This window comes from Candidatus Halocynthiibacter alkanivorans (genome assembly GCF_003333265.1).
GTDB lineage: Bacteria > Pseudomonadota > Alphaproteobacteria > Rhodobacterales > Rhodobacteraceae > Halocyntiibacter_A > Halocyntiibacter_A alkanivorans.
Genome location: NZ_QOLB01000074.1, coordinates 1 through 22,169, shown reverse-complemented (window position 1 = coordinate 22,169; position 22,169 = coordinate 1). Strand labels below are relative to the sequence as shown.

19 protein-coding genes and 1 riboswitch are annotated in these 22,169 nt (G+C 61.4%); of the genes, 5 read left to right on the top strand and 14 right to left on the bottom strand.

The genetic code is table 11. The features are described 5' to 3' along the window. Positions 1–84: 84 nt before the first annotated feature. The 5 genes from DWA01_RS07495 to DWA01_RS07475 form a co-directional block, all read right to left on the bottom strand. Positions 85–759, bottom strand: a complete 675-nt coding sequence (locus DWA01_RS07495; RefSeq protein ID WP_114285222.1) for a cell wall hydrolase — start codon at positions 757–759, stop codon at positions 85–87. A gap of 213 nt (positions 760–972) precedes the next feature. Then, on the bottom strand, positions 973–3,519 hold the full coding sequence (locus tag DWA01_RS07490) for a putative PEP-binding protein (protein ID WP_114285221.1): 2,547 nt from the start codon (positions 3,517–3,519) through the stop codon (positions 973–975). A gap of 61 nt (positions 3,520–3,580) precedes the next feature. Then, complete coding sequence (gene glyS, locus DWA01_RS07485; RefSeq protein ID WP_114285220.1) at positions 3,581–5,668, bottom strand: glycine--tRNA ligase subunit beta; 2,088 nt, start codon at positions 5,666–5,668, stop codon at positions 3,581–3,583. After that, positions 5,661–6,197 (bottom strand): DUF6446 family protein, encoded by a 537-nt coding sequence (locus DWA01_RS07480; protein ID WP_200832518.1) that lies wholly within the window; start codon positions 6,195–6,197, stop codon positions 5,661–5,663. The genes glyS and DWA01_RS07480 overlap by 8 nt, the downstream gene beginning before the upstream one ends. Further along, positions 6,194–7,126 (bottom strand): glycine--tRNA ligase subunit alpha, encoded by a 933-nt coding sequence (locus DWA01_RS07475; RefSeq protein WP_114285252.1) that lies wholly within the window; start codon positions 7,124–7,126, stop codon positions 6,194–6,196. The genes DWA01_RS07480 and DWA01_RS07475 overlap by 4 nt, the downstream gene beginning before the upstream one ends. A 177-nt stretch (positions 7,127–7,303) precedes the next feature. On the opposite strand from DWA01_RS07475, the gene DWA01_RS07470 reads away from it, so the two are divergent. After that, positions 7,304–9,079: a trypsin-like peptidase domain-containing protein gene (locus tag DWA01_RS07470; RefSeq protein ID WP_114285219.1), complete on the top strand. Its 1,776-nt coding sequence runs from the start codon at positions 7,304–7,306 to the stop codon at positions 9,077–9,079. 313 nt (positions 9,080–9,392) lie between these two features. Here DWA01_RS07470 and DWA01_RS07465 read toward each other — a convergent pair whose 3' ends face one another. Further along, on the bottom strand, positions 9,393–10,841 hold the full coding sequence (locus DWA01_RS07465; protein ID WP_114285218.1) for a TrkH family potassium uptake protein: 1,449 nt from the start codon (positions 10,839–10,841) through the stop codon (positions 9,393–9,395). A gap of 31 nt (positions 10,842–10,872) precedes the next feature. Beyond that, complete coding sequence (locus DWA01_RS07460) at positions 10,873–11,811, bottom strand: DMT family transporter (protein ID WP_136057684.1); 939 nt, start codon at positions 11,809–11,811, stop codon at positions 10,873–10,875. Between the two features lie 81 nt (positions 11,812–11,892). Here DWA01_RS07460 and DWA01_RS07455 point away from each other — a divergent pair, with 81 nt between their 5' ends. Continuing rightward, positions 11,893–12,399 carry a MarR family winged helix-turn-helix transcriptional regulator gene (locus DWA01_RS07455; RefSeq protein WP_114285216.1) on the top strand — a complete coding sequence of 169 codons (507 nt, stop codon included), beginning with the start codon at positions 11,893–11,895 and terminating at the stop codon, positions 12,397–12,399. A 466-nt stretch (positions 12,400–12,865) separates the two neighbouring features. Here the strand turns inward: DWA01_RS07455 and folE2 are convergent, their stop codons facing one another. After that, positions 12,866–14,032, bottom strand: coding sequence for a GTP cyclohydrolase FolE2 (folE2, locus tag DWA01_RS07450; protein WP_235008460.1), 1,167 nt, complete (start codon positions 14,030–14,032; stop codon positions 12,866–12,868). Between the two features lie 91 nt (positions 14,033–14,123). Beyond that, entirely contained in the window at positions 14,124–15,305 is a 1,182-nt protein-coding gene (metZ, locus tag DWA01_RS07445) for an O-succinylhomoserine sulfhydrylase (protein ID WP_114285215.1), read from the bottom strand. Between the two features lie 56 nt (positions 15,306–15,361). Further along, a riboswitch (SAM riboswitch) is annotated at positions 15,362–15,440 on the bottom strand. Between the two features lie 193 nt (positions 15,441–15,633). Here metZ and DWA01_RS07440 point away from each other — a divergent pair. Next, positions 15,634–15,849, top strand: a complete 216-nt coding sequence (locus DWA01_RS07440) for a hypothetical protein (RefSeq protein WP_114285214.1) — start codon at positions 15,634–15,636, stop codon at positions 15,847–15,849. Positions 15,850–15,926: 77 nt separating this feature from the next. After that, positions 15,927–16,628: a glutathione S-transferase N-terminal domain-containing protein gene (locus tag DWA01_RS07435; RefSeq protein WP_114285213.1), complete on the top strand. Its 702-nt coding sequence runs from the start codon at positions 15,927–15,929 to the stop codon at positions 16,626–16,628. Positions 16,629–16,940: 312 nt separating this feature from the next. Here the strand turns inward: DWA01_RS07435 and DWA01_RS07430 are convergent, their stop codons facing one another. From DWA01_RS07430 to DWA01_RS07410, 5 genes are all read right to left on the bottom strand, one after another. Then, entirely contained in the window at positions 16,941–17,555 is a 615-nt protein-coding gene (locus DWA01_RS07430) for an inner membrane-spanning protein YciB (RefSeq protein ID WP_114285212.1), read from the bottom strand. Positions 17,556–17,585: 30 nt separating this feature from the next. Then, positions 17,586–18,488, bottom strand: a complete 903-nt coding sequence (locus tag DWA01_RS07425; RefSeq protein ID WP_114285250.1) for an EamA family transporter — start codon at positions 18,486–18,488, stop codon at positions 17,586–17,588. Continuing rightward, a complete protein-coding gene (locus tag DWA01_RS07420) occupies positions 18,485–18,892 on the bottom strand; it encodes a hypothetical protein (protein WP_114285211.1) in 408 nt (135 codons plus the stop codon). Before DWA01_RS07420 ends, DWA01_RS07425 begins: the two co-directional genes overlap by 4 nt. Continuing rightward, positions 18,885–20,159: a signal recognition particle-docking protein FtsY gene (ftsY, locus tag DWA01_RS07415; RefSeq protein ID WP_114285210.1), complete on the bottom strand. Its 1,275-nt coding sequence runs from the start codon at positions 20,157–20,159 to the stop codon at positions 18,885–18,887. The genes DWA01_RS07420 and ftsY overlap by 8 nt, the downstream gene beginning before the upstream one ends. Before the next feature lie 72 nt (positions 20,160–20,231). After that, the gene (locus DWA01_RS07410; RefSeq protein WP_114285209.1) at positions 20,232–20,867 is read right to left on the bottom strand and encodes a lysoplasmalogenase family protein; all 636 of its coding nucleotides are present in this window, start codon (positions 20,865–20,867) and stop codon (positions 20,232–20,234) included. Between the two features lie 301 nt (positions 20,868–21,168). On the opposite strand from DWA01_RS07410, the gene DWA01_RS07405 reads away from it, so the two are divergent. Beyond that, a partial coding sequence (locus DWA01_RS07405) for an alkane 1-monooxygenase (protein ID WP_136057683.1) occupies positions 21,169–22,169 on the top strand: 1,001 nt, incomplete at its 3' end.

Sequence of the window (22,169 nt, the reverse complement as noted above, 5' to 3'; positions counted from 1 at the left end):
CAGTTCACCATGCGGCCATCAAAAAAGGGCGCCAACAGACGCCCTTTGCAGCGGTTTACCACGGGGGTGCCGAAATTCCGGTGATCAGGCCGGGGCGCGGTAAAACAGGTGCACCCCGATAGAGGTGGTGCGGGTGAATTTGCGCGCCCAGCGGGGGTTGACCGCTTTGGTGTGGTAATAGGTGGCGCCAGAGGTCAACACCCGCTCCCCGCCCTGCTGCATAATGCGGGCGATCTTGCCGGCGCGTTTCCAGGAGGTTTTATCGTTCACAATCTCGCGGCGCCCGTCACAGGTATAGGAGAACTGACATTTGTAGCGTTTGCCGGTGCCCTGGTTCACAACCTTGCAGATCGTGCCGGGAAATTTGGCGCTGTCGACCCGGTTCAGGATCACCTCAGCCACTGCGAACTGGCCCTTGACCGATTCACCGCGGGCTTCGAAATACAGCGCCTGGGTCAGGCACTGCCAATCGTTGTCACCCTCGACCACGTCCTGGCTGTCGATCCAGTCGCGCGTGTAGACCACCTCGCTTAAGGCGGATTTGGAGCGGCGTCCTGTGCGGTTGCTGTACAGGTCCCTGATCGTCGATGGCGACACCGCATTCAGCGCCGCGCGGTCCTGGCCCAGAAGAGAGCTGAGTTGCTGATCGAAAACCAGGTTTGACTTGTCAGTGGGGGCGGTCGAAATATCCGCACCGGCGCCCACAGGCAGTGCAAGAACAAGCGCCAGGGCCAAACCAAATTTACGAACAAAAGCCATAAGATCTCTTTCGAAGCCGTTCCAGAATGCAGTTGCCTGCGTAGAACCCGGCCCGAATAGGCGAAATTTCGCCATCCGTCCAGTGGCGCAAACGCATAGCCGCCAGTCAGCGGCGGCGATACCGCCATTTTCCCCGGTTTTGGCTCGAAAAAGTAACCAATTTTAGCCAATTCACCCTGGGAGCGCCCCACTGACAGCGCCAGTTCAGGCGAATCAGCTGCCGCGTTTGTCAAGCAGCGCCAGGTGCGCCGCAGCCAGCCGGGCGACCGGCACCCGGTAGGGCGAACAGGAGACATAGTCAAAACCTGCCTGGCGGCAGAAGGCAATCGATTCCGGGTTTCCGCCATGTTCGCCACAAATCGAAATGGTGATATCCGGCCGCGCGTCCCGCCCCCGTTCCGCCCCGATGGTCAGCAGCTCGCCGACGCCTTCGGTATCCAGGATCTGGAACGGATCTTCTGCATAGACACCCTGTTGCACGTAGGAGTTCATAAAGCGCCCGGCATCATCGCGGGACAGGCCATAGGTCATCTGGGTCAGATCATTGGTGCCAAACGACAGAAAGGTCGCATGTTGCGCGATCTCATGGGCGCGCAGTGCAGCGCGGGGTGTTTCCACCATAACCCCCAGCTTGTAGGAAAAATCGCTTTGGGTTTCGACCCGCACCGCCGCCGCCACCGCGTCGACGCGCGATTTCACCAGCTCAACTTCACGCATGGCTGACACCAGCGGGATCATGATTTCGGGTTCCACCGGGTCGCCGGAGCGGCTGGCCTCAATGGTGGCCTCAAAGATGGCGCGCGCCTGCATTTCATAGATCTCGGGCATGGTGATGCCAAGCCGGACCCCGCGCATGCCCAGCATCGGATTGAACTCCGACAGCGCGTCAATGCGGCGGGTGACGTCCGAAAGCGGCCGGTCCAGCGCCTCGGCCAACTCGCGCATGCCGCCCCGGGTGTGGGGCAGGAATTCATGCAGCGGCGGGTCAAACAGACGAATGCACACCGGCTGACCGCCCATGATCTGGAACAGTTCGGTAAAATCGCCGCGCTGCATCGGCAGCAGGCGCGCCAGCGCTTCGGCCCGGTCTTTGGCCGCATCGGCAAAAATCATCTCCCGCATCGCTGTCAGCCGGTCATGTTCGAAAAACATATGTTCGGTGCGGCAGAGGCCGATGCCCTCGGCATCAAAATTACGCGCAGTGGCGGCGTCGGCCGGGGTGTCGGCATTGGCGCGCACGCCGATGTCACGCACCTCATCCGCCCAGGACATCAGAGTGCGGAAGGGCGCGTCCAGCGTCGGCGCCAGCATTTCCGCCGCCCCCACCAGCGCTTCGCCGGTAGAGCCGTCGATGGTGATGATATCGCCTTCGCGGAAAATGCGCCCGTCCACCGAAATCAGCTGCTTGTCTTTGTGGTCCAGCCGCAACGCAGAGGCGCCGACAACGCAGGGCAGCCCGAGCCCGCGCGCAATCACCGCCGCGTGGCTGGTCATGCCGCCGCGCTGGGTCAAAACACCCACGGAGGAATGCATGCCGCGAATGTCCTCGGGTGTGGTTTCACGGCGCACGAGGATCGCGGCTTCGCCCCGCGACTGGCTCGCCTGGGCGGCGGCGGAGGTGAAACAGATGCGGCCACAGGCACCGCCCGGGCTCGCCGCGATGCCACTGACAAACGGGTCGCGCGCGCCCCGCGGATCGACCTGGGGGTGCAACAGTTCCGACAGCGAGCGGGGCGGGATGCGCAGGATCGCCTCGCTGCGCCTGATGATACCGTCCTGCGCCAGCGCCACTGCGACCCGCACATTGGCACTGGCAGAACGTGTCACCCGCACCGAATCAATGATCGACATGCGGCCACCTTCGATGGTGAATTCGATCTGCATTTCTTCCCGCAGCTTGCGCCGCAGCAGATCTCCGGCGGTGACCAGCGCATCAAACACATCCGGGCACAGATCCTGCAGTGACTGCCCCCGGCTGTCGCGCGTCAGATAGAGCGCGCCCTCGCCGGCGCGCAGCGCTGCACGGCCCTGGCTCTGGCTCAGATAGCGCCCGGTCAGCTGGGATTTGCCGGAGACGGAATCGACGAACTGGATCACCCCGGAACCGCTTTCCTGCGGCCCGACTCCAAGCGCCATCTGCTGCACGATCAGCCCGAGCCCGGCATCCGCCGGGGCGCCCTTGGCCTGACGCAGCAGCCGCGCGGTGGTGCCCTCCCAGGCCCGGGCCATTGAGCGCAGCACTTCGCCAAGCTGCACTGCCGGATCCTGGGGGAATTCTTCGTCGGTCTCATCCGCGTAGGCGTCAAGCGCAGCCGCCAGGGCGTCCGGCTCAGACACGTCCGATTCGAACATATCCGGGTCAAGACGGGCCACGTGAATGGCGTAGGCCTGGACAAATCGAAGATAGAGCGCATCCGCCGCGCGTTTGCCATGACTGTCACAAAGCTGGGTGTGGCGGGTGGCATTGATGCCAATGTTCAGCATCGCGCCCGGGCCACCCCAATCGGGATCTTCAGAACTGGGGCGCACGGAAAGCAGCGGCGCCGGACCGAACACCGCCAGCATAGCGTCAATATCGGGACGTTGCCCGGCGGCGATATGATGCACCGCATCAAAGGACAGCGCGATGGTTTGTGGCACCGGCAGGTCAAGCCGCACCAGACGTTGCAGGCATTTCGCCCGGCCGCCATGGCTGTCAGTGGCAATGGGGGCGCTCTTGGTAACCGGGGTAAACCCTTTTATATCAACCTCTTGCCGCACTGCCGCACTCCTTTTTCCATTGCAGCATAGACCGGACGCCCCCCGCCCGGCAAGCAATGGTTCAGCCTTCAACCTTTGTCAGATCAGCCACTTCCGAACAGATCTTGCGGATCTGCCCCAGCAGGTTCAGCCGGTTGCGGCGCACGATGTCGCTCTCCGCATTGACCTGCACCGCTTCAAAAAACGCATCAATCGGCGCCCGCAGCGCGGCCATGCCGCCCATGGCGGCGGCGAAATCCTCGGCCTCGATGGCCGTGGAGATCGCTTTCCCCTGCGTTTTCAATGCATTGAACAGGGCGATCTCGGTGTCATCCCGGGCCCATTTCACGTCTGCGCCAAAGGAATATTCCACCCCGTCTTTGTCTTCAGCCTGGGACAAAATGTTGTTGGCGCGTTTAAAGCCCTGCAACAGGTTGGTGCCGTCTTCCGTGCCCAGCAGGTCTGACAGCGCGCGCGCCCGTTTCACCACCAGGGTGAGATCGTCATTGCCAGCCATCGCCAGACAGGCGTCGATCACATCATGGCGGATACCGGCGTCTTTAAGATAGACTTTGAGCCGGTCGTGGAAGAAGGCAAGCAGGTTGCCCGATGCGGCAGAGTGTTCCGTCGCAGCCTTATCCTCAAGCTGGGTCAACCCTTTGCCAATCAGATCACTGAGCGGCACCCGCACCTCATTTTCCAACAACAGCCGGATGACGCCGAGCGCAGCGCGGCGGAGCGCGAAGGGGTCTTTGGAGCCGGTGGGTTTTTCGTCAATCGCCCAAAAACCGGTGAGCGTGTCGAGTTTGTCGGCCAGAGCAACCGCGACCGAGACCGGCGCGGTGGGCACATCGTCGCCCGGGCCGAGTGGAGAATAATGTTCTGTGGCCGCATTGGCGACCTCCACCGGATGGCCGGCGTGATTGGCATAATACTTGCCCATCAGCCCCTGCAACTCGGGGAATTCATAGACCATCTCTGATGACAGGTCCGCTTTGGCAAAACGCGCGGCGGCCTCAGAAAGATCCGCGTCAGCGCCAACAGTGGGCGCGATGTCGCGCGCCAGCGCCGCGATACGGTCAATGCGTGCGGCCTGGGAGCCCAGTTTGTTGTGGAATGTGACGTGGTCGAGCGATTCAATCCAGGGCGCGGCACCGGCAGAGGCGATGCGCAGATCGTTTTCCCAGAAGAATTTCGCGTCTGACAGCCGCGCGAACAGCACCTTCTGGTTGCCGGCCAGGATGGTGGCGCCGTTGTCGGCAGTTTCGCGGTTGGCGACAGTGACAAATTTTTCAATGCGGCCGGTTTTCGGATTTTTGACCGAGAAGAATTTCTGGTGCTCACGCATCGAAGTCTGCAACACCTCGCCCGGCAGGTCAAAGAAGTCTTCCGCAATGGCGCCCATCAGCACCACCGGCCATTCCACCAGGCCGGCAACTTCCGCCAGAAGCGCTTTGTCGTCCACCAGCTCCAACCCCTGGGCAAACGCCTGGTTTGTCGCGTCATTCCAGATGTGGTCGGCGCGTTCCTGCGCTTCCAGCATCACGAAGGCGGATTTCAGCTTTTGCGCATAATCGTCAAAGCTGCTGACAGTGATGTCGCCTGGCGCCATGAACCGGTGGCCCTGGGTCACGTTGCCCGATTTGATGCCGTCGATGTCAAAGGGCACGATTTCAGCACCCTCTTCGCGCGACAGGATGCAGAGGATCGAGTGCAGTGGCCGCACCCAGCGCAGGGAACCCGTGCCCCAGCGCATGGATTTTGGCCAGGGGAAATTGCGGATGGTGCTGTCCATCACTCCCGCAATGATATCTGCCGCCGGACGGCCGGGTTTTGCGATCGAAGCAAAATAGACCTGACCCTTTTTGTCGTCGCGGATTTCCAGATCATCCATGCTCAGACCGGCGCCGCGCAGAAAGCCCTGCAGCGCCTTTTCCGGCGCGCCCACTTTGGGGCCTTTGCGTTCAACGCGGGTGTCCGGGCTGGCGTCCAGCAGGCCCTCAACCGACAGCGTGAGCCGGCGGGGTGTCGAAAACGCCCCGGCAGAAGCATAGGTCAGCCCCGCTTCAACCAGACCATTGGTCACCAGTTTTTTCAGGTCCGCCGCCGCACGCCCCTGCATACGGGCCGGGATTTCCTCAGAGAACAGTTCAATCAGCAGATCAGCCATCGGTCATCAATCCTTCAGGAGGCTCGGGGCAGTCAGCGGGGGCTGCATTGCCCTCAAACACCACTTCGCCGCAGCTGTTAATCTGGTTCCAGACATAGGTGCGCCCGTCCGGGTAGACGGCGACCACCTGATCGATGCCGTATAGCTTATTTTCTTCGCCGAGATAGGCCACAGCGTTGCCGGCTTCGATATCGAGCTCCAGCGATTTGGCGTCAAAACAGTCAAACCAGTCCGGCGCGCGCAGTGGTTCTGCCGCCGCGTAGGGGACATAGGTCGCCGCAATTTCTGCCACTGGTGTTTCGGCGGTGGCGCAGACGCGGTAGCGGATCGGCGAACTGGTGGAGTCGATGCCTTTGAAGTCTGTGACCGGCAGCGGCTCAACCGCGCCGTCCAGCGTGGTCAGGCGCAGGTCAGCGGCAGCAGAAGCGGGCAGTTCTTCGTAAAAGGCGTAGACCTGCAGATAGTAGATCGCCGAACCCACAACCATCGCCGGGGCAATGAGCAGCCCCACAACATATTTACCAATCATGCGTTATGCCCTCCGGCGTCAGTTAGAATAAAAGCGTCGGCGCATTGTTTGGCAAGCGCACGCACGCGGCCGATATAGGCCTGGCGCTCGGTCACGGAAATCACGCCGCGGGCATCGAGCAGGTTGAACAAGTGGCTGGCCTTGATGCACTGGTCATAGGCCGGGTGCACCATGATGATACGTTTGCCGGTCTTGGGGTCGATCGGCTCAAGGCTGAGAATTTTCACGCATTCCGCTTCGGCTTCTTCAAACTGCTTCAGCAGCACGTCGGTATTGGCGACGTCAAAGTTCCAGCGGGCGTATTCTTCTTCGGTCTGTTTGAACACATCGCCATAGCTCAGCGGGATCAAAGCGTCCGGATCGTTAAACGGCATGTCCATCACGTGGTCGACACCGAGAATATACATCGCCAGCCGTTCCAGACCGTAGGTCAGCTCGCCCGAGACCGGGTGGCAGTCATGGCCACCGACCTGCTGGAAATAGGTGAACTGGCTGACTTCCATGCCGTCGCACCAGACTTCCCAGCCCAGCCCCCAGGCACCCAGCGTCGGGCTTTCCCAGTCATCCTCAACAAAACGGATGTCGTGCAGGTCCATATTGACGCCGATGGCGCGCAGGGAGCCGAGATAGAGCTCCTGGAGATTGGCGGGGCTGGGTTTGATCAGCACCTGATATTGATAATAATGCTGCAACCGGTTGGGGTTTTCGCCATAGCGCCCGTCAGTGGGACGGCGCGAGGGCTGCACATAGGCCGCGGCCCAGTGTTTGGGGCCCAGCGAGCGCAGGGTGGTGGCAGGGTGAAACGTGCCGGCGCCCACTTCCATATCATAGGGCTGCATCACAGCGCAGCCTTGGGTAGCCCAGTAGTTCTGCAACCGCAGGATAATTTCCTGAAAGCTGCGCGGAGTGGTGTTCGCGGTATCCAACATGTCAAACCCTTTGGTCAAAGCGCGCCTTTCAATAACATGCGCGCGCGCAGGGTCAATTGCACCATCGGCAGAAATACCCCCTGCCGGCAAATTGAACGGGAGGCGGGTCAGATTTATAGCCGCCAGGCTTTGTTTCGGGTAGCATCAAATCATTGTGAGCTTAAGTGGTAGAGGCAGATGAAACACATTCTTGCAGCCGTGATATTCGCAACCCTGTGGGGAATCGCGCAAATCACCGGCGTCGGCAGCGCCCAGGCGCAGAGCGCCGCACAGGGCAACACCTGGATCCAGATTGAATCACAGCCCAGCCTGCGCGACGCGGAAGCGCGCGCCCGCGGCTATGCGGCACGGCTGCCTGATGTCGCCGGCTTTGCCACCAGCAGCAGCTGGTACGCCATCGCGCTTGGCCCGTATGGCGAAGAGCAGGCCGAGCAGATCCGCCTGAACCTGACCCGGCGCGGGCTTATCCCGGGCGACAGTTTTCTCGGCACGGGCGCAACATTTGGCCGCCGGATCTGGCCGGTGGGCGCGACGGCACTTGTGCCGGTGGCACCGGCAACGCCAGAAATCACCAATCCGGATCCTGTCGCAGACGTGGCGGCACACCCGCAGCCCAGTGTCGGTGCTCCGGTGCTGGTGGACGAAACCCCACGACAGGCGCGGGCCTCAGAAGCGCTGCTGAGCCGGTCGGAAAAGATGGATCTGCAGCGGGCGCTGAAATGGGAAGGCTTTTATGCAGCTGCGATTGACGGCTCCTTTGGCCGCGGCACTCGCGCCTCCATGCGCGACTGGCAACAGGCCAACGGGTATGTGCCCAGCGGGGTGCTGACCTCCGCGCAGCGGGGGGCGCTGATCGCGTCTTATATTGCGGCGCTGGACCGGCTTGGCATGGAACCGGTCGCGGATGCCGTCGCAGGCATCGCCGTTGAACTGCCACTGGGGCTGGTGGAGTTCGCGCGCTACGAGCCGCCGTTTGTACATTACGCGGCGCGGGACGGATCCGGCGTGCGGGTATTGCTGATCTCCCAATCCGGCGACGGCAGCAGCCTGAACGCGCTTTATAACATTTTGCAAACGCTGGAGATTGTGCCCCCGGACGGGCCACGCCGCCTGCGCGGACGCAGCTTTAGTCTTGAAGGGCGCAGCGAGAAGATCGTCAGCTACAGCCAGGCCGCGCTGAGCAATGGTCAGATCAAAGGGTTTATCCTGGTCTGGCCTGCCGGGGAAGAGAGACGCCGCAAACAGGTGGTGGAGGCGATGAAAGCAAGCTTTGCGCCCGGCGGGGCTGCGGTGCTGCCCGACAGCTATGGCGCTCAGGCGGTGCAGGATATCGATCTGCTTTCAGGGCTGGAGATCCGCCGCCCGGACAACAGCCGCAGCGGTTTTTATGTCGACCCGGCCGGCGCGGTGCTGACCACGTCCGATGTGGTCGCTTCCTGCCAAAGCGTGACGATTGACGCGCTGCCGGCGCAGGTCGTGGCGGTGCAGGGCAGCCTGGCGCTGCTGCGGCCCGAACAGGTGCTGGCGCCGCAAGCGGTAGCGCGGTTTCAGCCCGGCATCGCAAGGTTGAAATCCGAGATCGCGGTGGCGGGCTATAGTTTTGGCGGCCGTCTGCTGGCGCCGAGCCTGACCTGGGGCAGCCTCGCCGAATTGCAGGGGCTGGGCGGCGAACAGGACGTGATGCGGCTGGCGCTTGCAGCGCTGCCCGGAGATGCGGGTGGTCCGGTCTATGACCGGTCCGGTGCGGTTCTTGGCATGTTGTTGCCTGAAACGATGGGCGCACGCGCCCTGCCCGACGGTACCGCATTTGCCAGCGACATGGAGACGGTGACCTCGTTCCTGTCCGATCAGGGTATCGCTGCCAGTGCCGCCGACAGAGACGGCGCGCTGGCACCGCAAGAACTGACGGCGAAAGCGGCGGAGATCACGGTGCTGGTCAGCTGCTGGAACTGAGCCCGGCGACACGTGTCGGTGGTCGGTGTCGGTGGTCGGTGTTCACGCAAGTGTCAGCGGTCGCTACAAATGACGGGCCCCGGCGACGGGACCAGTCTGTGGCGCTTCGGGCGGTGGGGATTGCGGCGGCGCAGGTCGATGCAGTTGGTGCGGCAGTCCGGCCTGTGCGCATCGCAAAGCGGATTTGTCACCGCGGGTCGTTGACAGTGGGCCTGTCACACCGGATTTGGCACAGCGGCCCTGTCACACCGGCTCTGTCATTGCGGGACTGGCGGAGAGGCGCCGGGATGCCCTGCCCCGACCGGACCCGCGCTCAGCCGCGCCAGAACTTGGTGGTGAATATGGCAAAGACCACCATCAGCTCCAGCCGCCCCGCCAGCATGCCGGCCGCCAGCAGCCATTTGGCGGTGTCGTTCAGCGGCGCGAAATTGCCCGCCGGGCCGATGATGTCGCCAAGCCCGGGGCCGATATTGGCCAGCGCCGCCGCCGCGCCCGAGAGCGAGGTGGTGAAATCCAGCCCGGTCGCGGACAGCAACATCGCCAGAATGCCGAGCGATACCACAAAGGCCACAAAAAACGCCATCACCGAATAAAGCACGTCTTCGGTCACTGCACGGCCTTCAAAGCGCGGGGTAAACACGCCGTTGGGCGAATGGATCTTGCTGATCTGGGTGCGCACTGAGGCAAACAAAAGCTGATAGCGAAAGACTTTCACCGAACAACAGGTCGAGCCCGCACAGCCGCCAATCAGGCCGAGAAAGAAGAACAGCACCACCGGGAAGGCGCCCCAGAGCTGGTAATCCACCGAGGCAAAGCCGGTGCCGGTCAGAACTGAAGTGACGTTGAACACCACTTCGCGCAGGGTCCCGGCGCTGGCGTCTCCGTTCACCACAATCTGATAGGCGCTCAGCACCACAATCACCGCAACGTTCAGCTTCAGATAGGCGCGGATCTGGCTGTCGCGGAACAAAGGTTGCGCGGTGCCCCCGACCAGCTGCACGTAGCGCACAAACGGCAGGCTGGCGAGCACCATAAAGACGGTGGCGACATATTCCGCATTGCCTTTGAAGGCTCCGAAAGACGCGTCCCTGGTGGAATAGCCGCCGGTGGCAACCGTGGTCAGCGCATGGTTGAACGCGTCAAACCCGCCCATGCCGACCAGCAAATAAGACAGGAAGGCCGCCAGCGTCAGCCCGACATAGATCACCGAAATCCGGCTTGAAATCTGCACTGCGCGCGGCAGCACTTTGCCGCCGGTATCAAAACCTTCGGAGCGGAATATCTGCATGCCGCCGACGCGCAGCTCGGGCAGGAACACCATCGCGACCACAATGATGCCCACGCCGCCAAACCACTGCAGCATGGAGCGCCACAACAACAGCCCGCGCGCCATGTCATCCAGCCCGGAAAACACCGTGGATCCGGTGGTGGTCAGCCCCGACATCGCTTCAAAAAACGCGTCCACCGTGCGGGCCTCGGTCTCACCAAGCGCAAAGGGCAGCGCCGCAAAGATCGGCAGCGCCAGCCAGACGCCGGTGGTGAGCAGGAACATCTGCTGGATGGAGAGACGCGAGCCGACGCTGTTGGAACAGCTGAACGCCATCAGCCCGCCGGTCGCGAAGGTCAGCACCCCGGCCTCAAAAAAGGCCGCCCAGTTGCCGTTGCCGTCGTTCAGATCCACCAGCATCGGGAACAGCATGGTGGCACCAAGTGCGGCGACCAGCAGGCCGATGACATATCCTATCGGGCGTAAATCAAACATCACGCACGATTGGCCCGCACGGTTGATCCTGTCAAGCAGAAGGCACGCGCGCCCGGTGAAAGGTCAGCGTTCCGATCGCAATCAGCGCGCCGGCGGGCCAGACCATTTGTGGCAGGGTTTCGCCCAGCGCCAGCACTGCAATCACCGCCCCCATCAGCGCGATCACTGGGCCGATCTGGGACAGGTACACCGCGCCGGCCCGGCTCTGCAGTTGAAAATACAGGAAGAAAGACAGCGCAAAGATCAGCGTTTCTGCGCCAAGCAGCGGCAGGGTTGCGGGGATCTGCACCAGGGAGACGCCCTCAATCATCAGTGCAAAGGGCGCCACATAGAGCCCGCCGGCAAACAGCATGGAGCCGGCAAGGAAAACCGGCGACACGTCCTGCGGCCAGAAGCGGCTGCGAAACAGATTGCCGGTGGCCAGCATCAGCGGGAAGCTGAGCGTGATCAGCACCCAGGTGCCACCAGCGCCGTCGCCCTGCAGTTTTGAGAGCGACAGCGCAATGGCACCGCTGAGCGCCAGCAGCACCCCAAAGGCCCGTTGTTTCAGTGCACGCTCCATGCCGATCAGCACCGCCAGCGCCCAGGTCAGAAGCGGTACAAAGGCAAAAATGATGGCGACAAACCCGGCACCAAGTTCGGCCACAGCGAGAAATCCCAGCGCATTGGGCAGCGCGAACAAGGCACCCGATACGGCGGTATAAGCGAGGAGGCCCGGGCTGAGGCGCGGTTTGGGTGCCCGGATCAGCAGCAGTGCCCCGGCGCCCAGAATGGCCAGCGACAGGAAAGACAGCAGCGGCGTGCCCACCCCGGCCGCCACTTTGGCGATGGTGGTCTGCAACGCAAGGCTGCTGCCCACGGCCAGCAGCAGGATCAGGGACAGAGTGGCGGGGCCAGATGATTTTGAACCCGTCGCTTTGGGGTTGGCGGGGTTGGAGTCCGTGCGTTTGGAGGCAGCAGTGTTTGACATGGTGTGCATTCCGGTTTTATCAGTCAGGTAAGATACTCTCTGGAAAGTATCTTGGTACTAAGTATCTTAATGGCAAGGTAAATGACAGAAAAAAATTCACCCACGCTGGACCGCGCAGAATTGGTCACCCGGCAATGGCATCGGCAACTGCCCGATCTGGACCTGCGCCCGATGGCGATGCTGGGCCGGCTAAACCAGGCCAGCATGTTGATTATGCGAGACAATCTTGAACCGGTGTTCAAATCCCACGGGCTGGTGTCGGGCGAATTTGACGTGCTTTCAACCCTGCGCCGCGCCGGCGCGCCCTATGCGCTTACCCCGACGGAACTGTTTGAAAGCACCATGATCACCTCAGGCGGTATGACCGCGCGGCTGGACCGGCTGGAAAAACGCGGGCTGTTGAGTCGCGCCCCCAACCCCAATGACCGGCGCGGCACCATTGTCAGCCTGACCGCGGACGGCAAAGACCTGCTGGAAGCGGCACTGGCGGATCATGTGGTTAATCTGGAGCGGATCGCCGCGAGCCTGAATGAAGACGAGCAGAAACAGCTGAGCGCACTGCTGGCAAAGCTGATCAAAGGGTTGTGAAGCGGCATCAGGCGGATTTGCGGGATTTGTGCAAGTGTCCTGCAGCGCCGGACCATAAGGATTGACCAGGCTACCGGGCCTGCTCAGCACCAGATCAGCACGGCTCATCAGCGGACCCGTCGCGCAGCATCACAGGGAACAATCGGGCTGAAGCGTGTCGGTGTGGAGCAGACACAGTCTGGTGCGGATATATTTGGCGTGGCCACACCGCCCCACGGCACTGGTGTTGAGACAGCCGGGGCTCCGTCTGTGAACGCCGGAAAGGGTCCCCCGGATCATTTCTCTATAGTGGCCCGGGGCTCCGCCCGTCCGAAACAGAAACGTCGCCCACAGCCTGTCATTACCGGCACCCGGGGCTCCGCCCGTTCGGAGCTGAAACGCCGCCCCACGGCCTGTCTTTACCGGCACCCGGGGCTCCGCCCGTTCGAACCTGAAATGATCCCCCGGATCATTTCTTTACCGGTTCTCACCCCACATGGAACAATGTGGAGAACAGTTTGGGGTCGAGACTTTCAGAGGCGAACGTGCGCCCTTCGGTCAGCACCGACACCGCGTCATGGGAATGCAGGCTTTCCTGATGGCTGGCGATGACACGGAAATCACCGATACGCGCATCATTCTGCAGCGCTTCACTGAACAGCCGCGCCGCGTCTTCGACAAAAATCGGGTTGGCGGCGTTCAGTTCGGCAAAGGCCTGTTCGTCTTCGCGTTTCACCATCACCTGGGTTTCAGTCGGCACCGCGCTGCGGCACAGCTCGACCAGGTCTTCAAACCACAGACAGCCGTGATCCTCATTCAGTTCGACCGAGACCCGCGCCACCGAACGCTGCGAATGCGGCGTCGCCAACTGCCCGCGCTGCTGGCGCGCATGCTCACTGAGCTCAAGCGAACAGGGGCAGGTCGACGAATAGACATAGTCGAGATGCAGGATCTTTTTACGCACGCCGCCCTGCTCCACCAGTTCCAGCGCAATGTCGTAATATTGAAAGCCCGACAGGCCCGAGCGCAGTGATTTCACCCGCATTGGGAAGGAAAACCGCATCTGAATGCGGGCATCAAAGCTTTCCAGGTCAGACTTGTAGTCTTCCAGCGCCGCATCAATCACTTCAAAGCTGAAGGTCTTGTCGGCATGGGCATAGAACGAGCGCATGATGCGGCTCATGTTGATGCCTTTTTTGCCGGCTTCAAGGCTGACAGTGCCGGTCACCGAGGTTTCCAGTGTCAGATCGCCATTGTCGCGGGTGTGAAACGAGATCGGCAGGCGGAAATTGGAAATGCCCACATGCTGGATCATCCGTTTGGCACCCTTGATCAGGCTTTCGGGACCGTTTTGCAGATCCGGCAGGGTGGCGCGATAGAGCGCATCCACCTGAAATTCTTCCGGATAGGCCCGCGCCAGCGCCGGGTAATTGCCCAGCGGTGCATTGGGCAACAGGCGGGAAATTGACGGATTCAGCTCGGCCACCTCAGTTGCAGAGGCGGTCGACGCCCAAGTCTTGAGCAGTTCCAGCGCACGCTCGGCCTCTTCGCGGCCCGGCTGGGCGCGGTCGGTTTGGGAGCTATCGGTAGGGCTGCGGTCAGACACTGCGCCAACCGCTTCAACAGCGGTTGCGACAGACTTGGGCATATTCATGGCTGGTCCTCCGGGGAGTGCGGATCAGGGAGACGTGGGAGCGATTTGGCGCTTTTAGCACGAATCCCTGATGCCAGAGTATCAAAAACCGTCAGATACTGTCCAATCCCGCCAGAAGGTCAGCAATCAGGTCAGTGCTGTCCTCCAGACCGCAGGACACCCGAATCAAACCCGGGGTGATGCCAATTTCGGCTTTTTGCGCATCGGGCAGACGTTGATGGGTGGTGGTGGCGGGGTGGGTGACGATGGATTTGGCGTCGGCGAAGTTGTTGGAAATGGTGAAGATCTCCAGCGCGTTCAGGAATTTGAACGCCGCGTCTTTGCCGCCTTTGACGTCGATGGTCAGCACGGTGCCACCGATGCCCATCTGCTGCATCGCCAGGTCATGCTGGGGATGGGAGGGCAATTGCGGATAGGCCACCGTGTTGAGCGCCGGGTGGCCTTCCAGCGCCTCAGCCATCGCCAGCGCAGTGGCCGACTGGGCCCGCACCCGCAGATCCATGGTCTCCATCGACTTCAGCATCACCCAGGCGTTGAACGGGCTCATCGCGCCGCCGGTGTGTTTCAGATAGGCTTCCACCGGGCCGCGGATCAGCTCGCGTTTGCCCAGCACCACACCGCCAAGACACCGGCCCTGGCCGTCCACATGTTTGGTGGTGGAATAAACCACCAGATCGGCGCCACATTTCAGCGCGTAGGAATAGATCGGCGTGGCAAAGACATTGTCTACCACCACCAGCGCGCCCTGAGCATGAGCCAGGTCACACACCGCTTTCAGATCGATGACTTCCAGCGTCGGATTGGAGACGCTTTCCAGGAAGACTGCCGCAGTATCAGGCCGGATTGCGGCCTCCCAGGCGGCAAGATCGCGGCCGTCCACCAGGGTGATTTCAACGCCGAACCGGGCCAGCACGTCTTCGAGAACATAGAGGCAGGAGCCAAACAGCGCCCGCGAAGACACCACGTGATCGCCGGCTTTAAGCAGCGCCATCAGCGCGCCATTGACCGCAGCCATGCCCGAGGCGGTGGCAAACGCATCTTCGGCGCCTTCCAGCGCGGCAATGCGGTCTTCAAACATGCGGGTGGTGGGATTGCCGTAGCGGGCGTAGATATATTCGTCTTCGCCCAGATCCTGAAAACGTTTTTCCGCCTGTTCGGCACTGTCATAGACAAAACCCTGGGTCAGAAAGATCGCTTCGCTCAGCTCGCCATACTGGCTGCGGCGGGATCCTTTATGCACCAGTTTTGTGCGTATATTCCAATTCTCTGACATGCCGCGTGCTCCTTTTTGCGCAACAAAAAACCCCACCTCTAATCAAGAGCCGGGGTGCGGATGCGTCCTCGACCTCTTTAGCGGAAATATTTTACGTGGCCCGCAATCGGGTGACAAATCGCCACGGCATATAGTCTTCCGATAGCCCGCTGCTGCTGGCTTGTCAACGGCCGCGGGCTGTGGTCGCGGTCCAGGCTAGCAAAATTGCACAGCTTCCCGGGTGTTTAAGCGCTTGCCTTCCGTGTCAGGCTGGCCATTCTGTCTCGAGGCAGCAAAGCCGCGCAGCCAGTGCCGGTTCAGTGACAAACGAAATGTTGGAGTGTCTGCTATGTTGATGAGGTTTTTGCGCGCAAAAGGCAAAAGTCTGATGCAGCAAATTATTGTCTGGGGTATCTTGCTCACCCTAAAACTTGCAGGTCCTGAATTTTACGGCAATTCACGTTTTTCCGGCTTGGGCGACCTTTTTTTAATTGTCGGACTGCCTGCCGGATTCGTTTGGGAATGGGTGGATTTCAAGAAAAATATGAAGAACAAAAAACAATGAACTAAGCAAACCTGTATTCGCTCTTGTCTTCTGCGCCAGGCTTCCCATTTTGGGAAGAAGCACAAAAGGAATACCGCATGAGCATTGATCTCTATTACTGGCCGACACCGAACGGCTGGAAAATCTCCATTGCGCTGGAAGAAATGGCGCTGGACTACACGCTGAAGCTGGTGAATATCGGCGCCGGGGATCAGTTTGAACCCGACTTCCTCGCCATTGCGCCCAACAACCGGATGCCGGCGATTGTGGACCATGACGGGCCCGGCGGCGCGCCGGTCAGCATTTTTGAAAGCGGCGCCATTCTGCAGTATCTTACGCAAAAAACCGGCCTTTTCGGCGGGGAATCCGCACGCGAAAAGATCGCCGTTTCTGAGTGGCTGATGTGGCAGATGGGCGGGCTGGGGCCGATGGCCGGCCAGGCGCATCATTTCCTCAATTACGCACCCTCGATGGATCCGCCCCATGAACTGCCCTACGCCCAGGACCGCTACCGCAATGAGGTGGGCCGGCTCTATCGGGTGCTGGACCAGCAGCTGGCGAAAAATGAATATGTCGCCGGCGCGTCCTATTCCATTGCCGATATGGCGATCTGGTCCTGGGCCGCAGGCTGGGAGGGCCAGCAACAGGATCTGAGCGACAGGCCAAATATGCGACGCTGGCTGGATCTGGTCGCTGCCCGCCCTGCAGTGGTACGTGGCCGCGCGCTGGCGGCGGACAGCAAGGGCGACCTGAAAACCGACCGCAAGGCGCAGGACATCCTGTTCAAACAGCGGGGCTGAGGAGTTCCGTTCCGGAGCCGCCCGTCACAGCGACCCAAACACAGGATCGAAAGCCTGCTCAGGATAAATTGCCGAGGCTCCGCACCGCACCGCGGTGGGGATACGGTCCATTTGTCTTGAACAGGCGCCAGATTCTGTGATGCAGGTCCGGTGAAGGGCGGCTCATAAACGGAGTTCCGTTTTGGTGGGTCCCGGAGCAAATCTTTTGACCCGCCCCCGCACCCCGCCTGGCGTGCCGGGGACGCGTCACGCCGCCGCGACCCCAGTCTGAAAAATCCAGCGTGGCCGCCAGGCCACTCCTTTGGCGACCCGTTATTCGGTGTCTTTTTCCAGCGCATAGGTCGACAGCAGTTTGCTCTGACTCATAAAGAAGGCAAACATCGCCAGCGTCAGGCCGAAGGTTTTGAAATTCACCCAGGCATCGGTCGACATATTGCGCCAGATCAGCTCATTGGCGATGGCGAGGCTGAGGAAAAACAGCGCAAAACGTTTGGTCAGGATCATCCAGCCCTCGTGCTGCAGCGGCATCATATCTTCCATCACCGAACGCAGATAGCTTTGCCCGCGCAGCAAGCCAAAGCCCAGCAAGCCGGCAAACAGCAGGTAAATCATCGTCGGTTTCATTTTGAAGAAGCGTTCGTCATTGAACCAGACTGACAAGCCGCCAAACACCACCACCAGCAACAGCGTCATGATCTGCATTTTTGACAGATGTCCGGTAAGTTTCCACAGCACCAGCGTGCTCAGCACCATCAGCGGGATAAACCCGGCAGTGACAAGGATAAATCCGGAATAGTCCTGACCGGCAATGGTAAAGACCTGGTCTTTCAATTTACTGTAAGCGACAAAGAACAGCACCACCGGCCCCAGTTCCAGCGCCAGTTTCAGCATCGGATTGATTTTTTTCGTGCCGCTGGTCTCAGCCATTACATCATCTCTCATTCATTCGGGCAGCGATCAGCCGCCCAGTTCCACAACAACCGCGCCCAGCGCGATCAGCGCCATCAGGGTGATCCGGCGCGGCCCGGTCGGCTCTTTCAGGATCAGCCAGCCAATCAGCGCCGCAAATACAGTCGAGGTTTCCCGCAGCACCGCCGCTTCGCCGACATTGCCGATCCGCGTCGCCAGCATAATCGATCCAAAAGACAAATAGGCAATGAAGGCGCCCATTACACCCTTTCGCAGCAAAGGACCCGGGTCCGGCCGGTTCACCATTCTGCGATAGCGCCACAGCGCGATCAGCGGCATGGCGAATCCGTCGAACATAAAAAACCACGCCAGAAAGGTAAACGGGTCCGCGGTGGCGCGGATACCCCAGGCGTCATAGGTGGTATAGGCGGCGACAAAACCACCGGTCAGCACCGCCAGCGCCAGTGCCGGCACCATGGTATCACGGTCTTTGGTGATGGTGCGCAGATTATAGATCGCCAGACCAAAGATGCCCGAAAGCAGGATCGCCACCCCGCCCCACTGCACGCCGGTAAAACGTTCGTTAAACACCACCCCGGCCACCAGCACCGCAAACAGCGGCCCGGTGCCACGCACCACCGGATAGACCACCAGATAGGCGCCCTTGGAATAGGTCTGGGCCTGAGAGATTTTATAGGCGGTGTGGATCAGAAAGGCGCCGGCAAAGATCGGCCACATGAAGGGTTCCGGCCAGGGCACCACAAACAACGCCAGCGGTATGGACATCAGCCCATAAGCGATATCAATGGCGCCGCGGCTCAGCCAGGGATCATGACGGCCCTTTTGCAGCGCCCCGAACAGCGCATGCAACATTGCCGCCATCAAGGCCAGACCAGTGGCCACACGAGCCCCTTCCGGGGTGCCTTCAAGTGATATCAGCCAGTCGGTCAGGCCCATTTGCGGGCCAGGCCCCTTTCGGGGGTGCCCGACAAGAAGGCCACCCGTTCAGAGAGGTCAATCTCATAGCCCTGCGGCCCCAGCACCACATCGCCGCCGGTGGGGCATTCGGCATAATCGTTCAGCATCACTTCGAGCAGCGCGTCACAGCAAAACCCGGTGTCATGGGGCGCGGCCACGGCAAAATCGATGATACAGGGCAACCCGGCCCCGTCCCAGATCAGACGACCAAAACCGACAAGCTCTTCGCCAAGCCACAGCCCGTATTCCGCATAGAGCGCCCGGTCATCCGGCCAGTCGGTGGATTCTGACACCGGTGACATTGCCGCTTCAGACAGCAATTCAGTCACCGCGTAATAGTCGGGCCAACGGTCGGTAGTTTTCAAAAGTTCAAGCATCGAGTCCCGTCAGCGCAGCGGCAAATTCTTCGGGGTCAAATGGCGACAGATCATCGATCTGTTCCCCCACCCCAATGGCATGGATTGGCAGGCCGAACCGGTCGGCAAGTGCAACAAGCACCCCACCTTTGGCGGTGCCGTCGAGTTTGGTCATGATCAGGCCGGATACATCGGCCAGTTTGGAAAACACATCGGCCTGGTTGATGGCGTTCTGCCCCGTCGTCGCGTCCAGCACCAGAAGGGTGTTATGGGGCGCGGACGGGTCTTTTTTGCGGATCACCCGCACGATCTTGGACAGTTCTTCCATCAGATCAGCGCGGTTCTGCAACCGGCCGGCAGTGTCGATCAGCAGCAGATCAGCCCCATCGGCTTCGGCCTGGGTCATGGCATCAAAAGCCAGCGAGGCCGGATCCGAGCCTTCGGGCGCTGTCAGCACCGGCACCCCGGCGCGTTCGCCCCAGACCTGGAGCTGTTCCACCGCCGCCGCGCGGAAGGTATCCCCCGCTGCGATCACCACGTTTTTGCCGGCGGCACGGAACTGGCTGGCCAGTTTGCCAATGGTGGTGGTTTTGCCGGAGCCGTTGACGCCGACCACCAGCACCACCTGCGGTTTTTTGCCGTAGAGCGGCAGTGGTTTGGCCACCGGCTCCATAATGCGGGCGATTTCCGCGGCCAGCAATTGTTTGATTTCGGTCACCGAGAGCTTTTTGCCCATCCGGCCCTCGGCCATATTGGCGGTCACGCGCAACGCGGTGTCCACGCCCATATCGGCTGCGATCAGCAATTCTTCGAGGCTTTCCAGCATCGCGTCGTCAAGCACCCGGCGGGTTTCCGGCGCGCCAGTGCTGCGGCCCAGAATACGGCCCAGAAATCCAGGTCGGGAGACTTTAGTCTCTGCCGTTTCAGTCGTTGCAGCCGGATCTGCGGCAGCTTTTGGCGCCGGGCTGGCCTCTGCAACCGGTTGGTCCGGCGTGGTCCCTGGTTTTTCGGCCACCGGGTCTTTGGCTTCTGGCGCTTCACTCGCAACAGCCGGGGCTGCGGTATTCGCCTCTGCAGGCGCCACGTCCTGCGTGGTCTCTGTGGTCGTGACGTCTGGCGCCGCCTCCGCTGCCGGCGCGACACCGGCGGTCTCAGCACCGGTTTCCGGGCTGACTGCAGCCGCACGGCTCTCCACCACACCACCGTCATCGACAATGGCTTCCAGTCCCGCTTCCAGCCTGGAAGAGGACTTAAACAATTTCGATTTCAACTTGCTGAACAGGGACATTTCACTCTCCGGAGACCGATCTCGTTTAAGGGGATTCGCTCTGCGGTAAAAGACCTTCCGGACTCAGGGATTTTACACAAACGCCGTCAGAATCAGCGCCTGGCCCATAAAATAAAGACTCCAGAGCGCATAGCCTGTGGCGCGGAATCTCCAGCCCGGTGGATTCAGACGAAACATCTGGACGGCGATCAGCAGGTCTGACAGCACGAACATTGCGACACCGATTCGAGCCGGATCAGCCCCCTGAGGCAGCCCGCCTGCTGCCAGCGCCATCGCCCCGATCACCAGCGCATAGGCCCGCAGCGGCAGCTTTAAATCGCCGGCAAAAGGCGCCAGCCAGAACTCGGTGGACAGCAGCAGCACGATCAGCGCCACTGTGAGCACCGGCTGATCTGCGGCACTGCCCCACAGCGTCAGCCCAGACGTGGCGAGAAACACACTTATGAAGGCGACATGGGCCGCGGCGAAAGAACCCATACCGGCGAGGAAGAACCTTTGCCCCGGGCGCGACAGGCAGAGGTCACCTGCAGCCGAAGCGCAAAACGCCAGTGTCAGCCCTGCGGGCGCCCCGCCCTGCGCGGCAATCAGCGCCAGCACAAGCAGCGGCACGGTTTTCACCAAGCTGCGCAACAGGCTCGCAGCCCCGTTGCTCTGGAAAAAATACCACAGCGCAAAACCCGCCGCGAGTGACCAGAGTGCTGCGTCCATATCACCTCCGCCTCATTGGCAGTGGCAGCCCTGTTGCCTGCCATGCCGTCGTCGCTGCACCGATGGCAGCGCGCTGAGGGCTGAGCGCCTGCAGCTGCCGCATATTGCATTCAGTGCGACATGCCAGTCCCAACCAGCCCTATCCCAACCAGCCCAGTCCCAACCAGCCCAGTCCCAACCAGCCCCGAAACACGCCAGCCCGTCTGAGGCCAGCCTAAACGCGTGGCAGAACACATGAAAAGCCCTGGTGCCGCTGGATCATCCCCCTTGTTCAGACCCGCAGCGCTGTTATCCTGGCGCCATGACCGGATCTGTCCGCCTTTTTGCCCTCTGTTCTCTGAGCCCGGTGCCCCTGCTGGCGCTGGCCTCCTGGTCTGGCGGTGTCTGGGCCGTGGCGGCGTTTGCTTATATCGCAGGGGTCACTGCCCTGCTCGACCGGCTGATTGCACACGCGACGCGCAACGGCCACCCGGATACCGAATTCCCCGCCGCCGACCCCTTGTCGGTGCTGCTGGCGCTGTCGCATTTTGCGCTGATGGCGCTGGCGCTGGCGGCAATTGCCGGCCACACCGGGCTGTCCGGCTGGGAACGGCTGTTGATCTTCCTGGCCCACGGATTGTTTTTTGGTCAGGTCAGCAATGCCAATGCCCATGAGCTGATCCACCGCGCCAACCCCTGGCTGCGCCGGCTCGGCACCTGGGTCTATATCTCGCTGCTGTTCGGCCACCACGCCTCCGCCCATCCCAAAGTGCACCACCGTTATGTCGCCTCTGAGCTGGATCCCAATTCCGCGCGCAAAGGCGAAAGTTTCTACCACTTTCTGCCCCGGGCCTGGTGGGGCTCTTTTCGCGCCGGGCTGCGGCAGGAAACCCTTGATCTGAAACGCGGCGGGCGCGGCTGGATGCGCCACCCCTATCTGGTCTATCTGGCCGGCAGCCTCGCGTTTTTGGTTCTGGCGCAGCTCACCGGCACCACGCTGGCCTGGCTGGCGCTGTCAGCCCATGCCACCGTGCAACTGCTGCTGTCGGATTATGTGCAGCATTACGGTCTGCAAAGGCGGCGGCTGGAAAACGGCCGGCTGGAGCCGGTCAGCAGCGCCCACAGCTGGAACACGCCGCATTACTTTACCAGCCATATGATGCTGAACGCGCCACGTCATTCCGATCACCACGCCCACCCGGCACGCCCCTACCCGCAGTTGCAACTGCCTGCGGATGCGCCGCTGCTGCCGCGTTCGCTGCCGGTGATGGCGACGCTGGCGCTGTTTCCCCGCCGCTGGCGCAAGGTGATGGACGGGCGCCT

Coding starts and splice junctions, on each gene's coding strand:
- DWA01_RS07495 (WP_114285222.1), bottom strand. CDS start 759: ATGGCTTTTGTTCGTAAATTTGGTTTGGCCCTGGCGCTTGTTCTTGCA.
- glyS (WP_114285220.1), bottom strand. CDS start 5,668: ATGGCTGATCTGCTGATTGAACTGTTCTCTGAGGAAATCCCGGCCCGT.
- DWA01_RS07480 (WP_200832518.1), bottom strand. CDS start 6,197: ATGATTGGTAAATATGTTGTGGGGCTGCTCATTGCCCCGGCGATGGTT.
- DWA01_RS07475 (WP_114285252.1), bottom strand. CDS start 7,126: ATGTTGGATACCGCGAACACCACTCCGCGCAGCTTTCAGGAAATTATC.
- DWA01_RS07470 (WP_114285219.1), top strand. CDS start 7,304: ATGAAACACATTCTTGCAGCCGTGATATTCGCAACCCTGTGGGGAATC.
- DWA01_RS07465 (WP_114285218.1), bottom strand. CDS start 10,841: ATGTTTGATTTACGCCCGATAGGATATGTCATCGGCCTGCTGGTCGCC.
- DWA01_RS07460 (WP_136057684.1), bottom strand. CDS start 11,811: ATGTCAAACACTGCTGCCTCCAAACGCACGGACTCCAACCCCGCCAAC.
- DWA01_RS07455 (WP_114285216.1), top strand. CDS start 11,893: ATGACAGAAAAAAATTCACCCACGCTGGACCGCGCAGAATTGGTCACC.
- folE2 (WP_235008460.1), bottom strand. CDS start 14,032: ATGAATATGCCCAAGTCTGTCGCAACCGCTGTTGAAGCGGTTGGCGCA.
- metZ (WP_114285215.1), bottom strand. CDS start 15,305: ATGTCAGAGAATTGGAATATACGCACAAAACTGGTGCATAAAGGATCC.
- DWA01_RS07440 (WP_114285214.1), top strand. CDS start 15,634: ATGTTGATGAGGTTTTTGCGCGCAAAAGGCAAAAGTCTGATGCAGCAA.
- DWA01_RS07435 (WP_114285213.1), top strand. CDS start 15,927: ATGAGCATTGATCTCTATTACTGGCCGACACCGAACGGCTGGAAAATC.
- DWA01_RS07430 (WP_114285212.1), bottom strand. CDS start 17,555: ATGGCTGAGACCAGCGGCACGAAAAAAATCAATCCGATGCTGAAACTG.
- DWA01_RS07420 (WP_114285211.1), bottom strand. CDS start 18,892: ATGCTTGAACTTTTGAAAACTACCGACCGTTGGCCCGACTATTACGCG.
- ftsY (WP_114285210.1), bottom strand. CDS start 20,159: ATGTCCCTGTTCAGCAAGTTGAAATCGAAATTGTTTAAGTCCTCTTCC.
- DWA01_RS07410 (WP_114285209.1), bottom strand. CDS start 20,867: ATGGACGCAGCACTCTGGTCACTCGCGGCGGGTTTTGCGCTGTGGTAT.